The organism is Nonomuraea sp. NPDC049784 (assembly GCF_040659615.1).
In the GTDB taxonomy this organism is placed as follows: domain Bacteria; phylum Actinomycetota; class Actinomycetes; order Streptosporangiales; family Streptosporangiaceae; genus Nonomuraea.
The window spans coordinates 1-4,293 of sequence record NZ_JBFAMX010000754.1 but is presented as its reverse complement, the minus strand read 5'-3'; the positions used below and the strand labels follow the sequence as shown (position 1 = coordinate 4,293).

Below are 4,293 nucleotides of genomic sequence, written 5' to 3'. Positions count from 1 at the left end.
TGCTACTCGAAGGATCACGCGATGGCCGTCTTCATTTCACGACGCCACGCCTGTGACCAGGCCAAACTCGTACACCACTCCCGCGGACGCAACCATTGCCTCCCCGTGGAACGGGATTTCAGCGTCTTCGTTATCAGCCCGTACGAACCTATAATCGTTGATTCCGATTGAAGCTTCACGTGCGAGTTCTGCGGCTACAACGCACGCATCGCTGTTCATCCGCGTTTGCGCCGAAGCCGTTCCGGCTGATCAGCGCTTCCCTTGCTGAGACGGGCGTTGATCTGGCCGGCTTCGTCCGCCGTGATCACGCCGTGCCGCAGCTCCACGCCCAACGCCCCGGCCAGCTCCCCCTGATGCACGTCCACAAGGCTCTCCGCCAGGGTCGCGTACGCGTGCGCGTACCGGCGGGCGAGCCTCCAGCCGCCGATGGCCAGGCCGACGCCGAGCAGCAAACCGGGCCACCAAGCGCAGCCGAGCAGCGCGTACAGCAGTCCCCAGCTCACGGTGATCGCCGCGTTGTCCAGACCCGCACGGGCGTTCTGCACAGGCAGACGCTTGTGATCCTCAAGGATCGACCACAGCCGGGGCCAGATCAGAGCCACCCTCAGCCCGTGGTACTCGGCCTGCACCCGTTGGTCCAGCAGCGCCAGGCGGCGGCCCGGCCAGGTGAGTCTGCGCCCCCGAAGCTCCACCAGCCATAGCCGCTCCACGATTCCGACCAGGAGCCGGGCGAGGCCCGCGGCTGCGAGGGCGGCCATCAGGACGACGGCCGCCACGACCGCCACGGTGACCGGGTCGGCGCCGACCCGGTTCACGTGAGAGCGGGTCCGCTGAATGAGCATGGCGAGATCCAGCGCGTGCGCGTGGCCCAGGAGGGCGGCGCACCACAGGGCGGCCACGAAGGAGAGGCCGAGCAGCCACGCCGGGGTCAGCCAGCGTTCCGTGGCCTTCTTGCCGAACTCGGTGAACAGGGCGTCGATCACGGCGGTCACTGCTCGACGAAGCGCATGGGACGGCCGCGCAGCGGGCACACGGGTGGCCGGTTCCTGGCGTCCCGATCCGCGCGCCGGGAGCACCAGCCGTCCGGGCAGGTGTAGTCACCGCGTAACGCAGAGGAACCGACGCCGAAAAGCAAGTATGACTGGTGGTCGCCACGCTGGTTCGCCTGCCCGGCCGACGAGCCGGGATCGAGGAGCGCCAGCACGTCGAGGGCGGTGCCACCCTCGTCCAGCACGGCCAGCGCGTCCTCCAGGGCCGCGGTCCAGCCGCCTTCCTCGGCGCCCTGCCGTAAGGAGGGCAGCTCGGCACAGAGCCAGGCCCGCGCCTCGGCCTCGGTCATGGTCACCATCCGTTTCCCGAGTCGGCCGACTACGGGACGGCCGGTATTCGTCGAGCACAGATCGTACTCTGGAGTGACATGGATCACACGGCCGACAGTGCAGCCGATCTGGTGGCCCGCTTCGAGCGCGAGGACGACCTCGACGCCCTCGACCAGGCCATCACCCAGTACGAGGCGGACGCAGGGGTGCCGTACGGCAGGGCGTTGCTGCAGCGCTACACCCGCACGGGCGCGCAGGAGGACCTGGACCGGGGCGTGGCCGCCATGTTGGCGGCCCTGGAACAGAGTCCCGAGGAGGCCGAAGAGCTGGCCGGCGCGGCCGACGCGCTGGTCATGCGGTGGGACGCCAGGTCCGATCCGGCTGACGTGGAGACCGCGATCGGCTGGTATCGGCAGGCGATCGATCTCGCACCGGAGTCGGCCGCGACCCTGTCGAAGCTGGGGCTGACGATCGCCAGGCGGCGGCTGCTGGGCGCGGGTGGCGCCGGAGACCTGGCCGAAGCACTGACCATCTGCGAGGAGGCCGTCGCCCTGGACCGCACAGCCGGCGATTCCGACGCTGACCAGGACCGGGACACCGGCCGGGCGGTGCACCTGAGCAAGTTGGCGCTGGTCATGAGCGCGCGGGCGGTCGAGGCCGAGGATCAGGCGCTCGCTCAGACCGCGGTCGAGACGATGGACGACGCACTCGCTCAGCTTCCGGGAAACGGCCCACTGCGCTGGGGACTCGAGCTGCCGCGAGTGTCCGTGCTCGCCAACCGCTATCTCCTGACGAAGCGCCCCGAAGACCTGGCCATCACCACCGCCGCCTGCGCCGCCCTGCTGGAGAGCATGCCGGCCGACCTGCCCAGCCGCCATCTGGCCCACATTCAGTACGGCATGATGATCTACACCCGGTTCGGCGAGACCCGTGACCGGGCCGATCGGGACCGGGCGATCACGGTGCTGCGCGAGGCGCTCGGCGACCCACATCCCGGATCGTCCGCGATCGAGCGGGTCAGCGACGAGCTGCTGCGGACCCTCCTCTGGAACCGCATATCCCAGGGCCCGCGCCTGGGTGACGTCGACGAGCTCATCGCCCGGCTCCGTGCCCTGCTCGCGGACACGCCCGATGACAAGGAGCTGCGCCAGGAGCTTTACGAGGCGTCCACCGCCCGCTTCTCCATCACCGGCGACCAGGCCGACCTGCCCTCGGGGGACGACCTGGAGGACGAGGTGAGCCGGCTGTCCGCGAGGGTGTTCAACGCTATCCCCGGCAGCCTGGAGGAGCTGGACGCGGCCATCGCCGCGGCCGACAGGGTGCTGGACTCGCCTGGCCAAGATGATGACCGGTTCGGCAGCCTGCGCGTCATCCTCAGCGGGGCGCTGTTTGCCCGGTTCAGCCAGCGCGGCGACCGCCAGGATCTGGACCGCAGCCTCGCCTTGCTGACAGACGCGATCGCCGACGCGCCCACCGGCGGCCCTCTGCGGGGCCATCTTCTGACCCAGCTCGCCCTGCACAGGGCGGCGAAATACGACGTCACCGGAGATCCTGCCGACCTGCGGGCCGCCTCCGCCGACGCCGCCGAGGCGGCCGGCATCTTCACGGCGGCCACCAACGCGGTGGAGGCCACCGACAGGGGAATCGTCGACCACGCGCTCGGCCAGACGGCGCTGCGCCGCTACCGTCGCGACGGTGATCCTTCCGACCTGGAGGCGGCCATCGCGGCCTTTCAGTCGGCGCTCGGCACACTGCCCGCCAGGCATCTCCTGCGCGGTGCGTGCGCGGCCGAGTTGAGCGACGCATTACTGGAGCGGGCGACGCGCGGCGGCTCGGCGGACAATGCCACCGCCATCGGAGTGGCCGAACGTGCGGCCCGTACGGCGCCGGCCGGGGACCAGCGCGCCCGCGCGCTGCTCTCGGTGGCCCGGGCCAGGTCGCAGCGGTTCCTCCTGACCGGGGATGCCGTGGCGGTCGATGCCGCGATCGACGCGTACCGGCGGGCCGCCGCCGAACTGCCGCCGGGCCGCGCGGATCGTACGATCGCCCTCGCCGGGCTGTCCGAGACGCTGCACATCCGGGCGGAGCTGACCGGCTCGACGGCCGATCTGGACGCCGCTGTGGAGGCGGGTGAGCAGGGATGGCGGGAGCCCGGCGGTGCCCAGGGCCGGGCGATGGCCGCCATCAGCCTGTCCGAAGCGCTGCGGATGCGCAGCCAGCGCACCGGCCGGCGGTCCGACGTCGACACCGCCATAGACCGCATCGCCGCGGCCGCCGAGGGCCTGGCGGCGGGCGACCTGCGCCGTTTGCTCTGCCGGTTAGAGCTGGCCACCGTGCTCTCGCAACGCTTCACGCTGACCGGCGATCCGGCCGACATCGACAAGTGCGTCGACATCGCCCGCTCTGTGCTGGCCGAGTTGCCTGCGCACTCGCCGGTACGGCTTCTGGCGTACCAGGTCCTCAGCGGGAATCTGTGGAAGCGGGCCGGTCACCGCGGCGATCTCCGCGACCTGGGCGAGGCCATCGAGATCAGCGATCTCGCCCTGACCGTCCCCACCGTCGACCACCGTCAGCGAACCAATCTCCTCTACAACAAGGCCGGCATGTTGCGGGACCGCTTCGATGCCCACGGCGAGCGCGCCGACCTGGACGACGCCATTGAGTCGGCCCAGGCGGCGCTGGCCGCGCTGCCCCGGCGCCATCCGCATCGTCCCATCGTCGCCAAGGGCCTGGCACTGCTGTACGTCTCGCGCTACGACAGTGACAATCGCGACGACCTCACCGAGATCATCCGTCTGGGCGGCGAGGGGCTGGCGGCTACTCGGCAAGACGATCCGTCGTGGGCGAGCCATCAGCATGTGGTGGGACACGGGATGCTCCTGCGGTTCTGGGAGACGGGCCGCGCCCGCGACCTGCGACGCGCCATTCGCGCTCTCAAGGCGTCGGCGGCCGCCACCTCGTCCGACGATCCGGC

At 70.7% G+C, this 4,293-nt stretch carries 3 protein-coding genes; 1 reads left to right on the top strand and 2 read right to left on the bottom strand.

Annotated features, from left to right (window positions below; all coding sequences use genetic code 11):
* Nucleotides 1–215 precede the first annotated feature (215 nt).
* Both AB0J09_RS57705 and AB0J09_RS57700 read right to left on the bottom strand, forming a co-directional pair.
* A complete protein-coding gene (locus AB0J09_RS57705) occupies nt 216–992 on the bottom strand; it encodes a hypothetical protein (RefSeq protein ID WP_360711496.1) in 777 nt (258 codons plus the stop codon).
* Entirely contained in the window at nt 989–1,339 is a 351-nt protein-coding gene (locus tag AB0J09_RS57700; protein WP_360711494.1) for a hypothetical protein, read from the bottom strand. The genes AB0J09_RS57705 and AB0J09_RS57700 overlap by 4 nt, the downstream gene beginning before the upstream one ends.
* Before the next feature lie 78 nt (nt 1,340–1,417).
* On the opposite strand from AB0J09_RS57700, the gene AB0J09_RS57695 reads away from it, so the two are divergent.
* Nucleotides 1,418–4,293, top strand: a 2,876-nt coding sequence (locus tag AB0J09_RS57695; protein WP_360711491.1) for a hypothetical protein, incomplete at its 3' end; no start/stop codon positions are given.

Excerpts from the sequence above, each read along its gene's own strand:
- AB0J09_RS57700 (WP_360711494.1), bottom strand. The coding sequence starts at position 1,339 with ATGACCGAGGCCGAGGCGCGGGCCTGGCTCTGTGCCGAGCTGCCCTCC.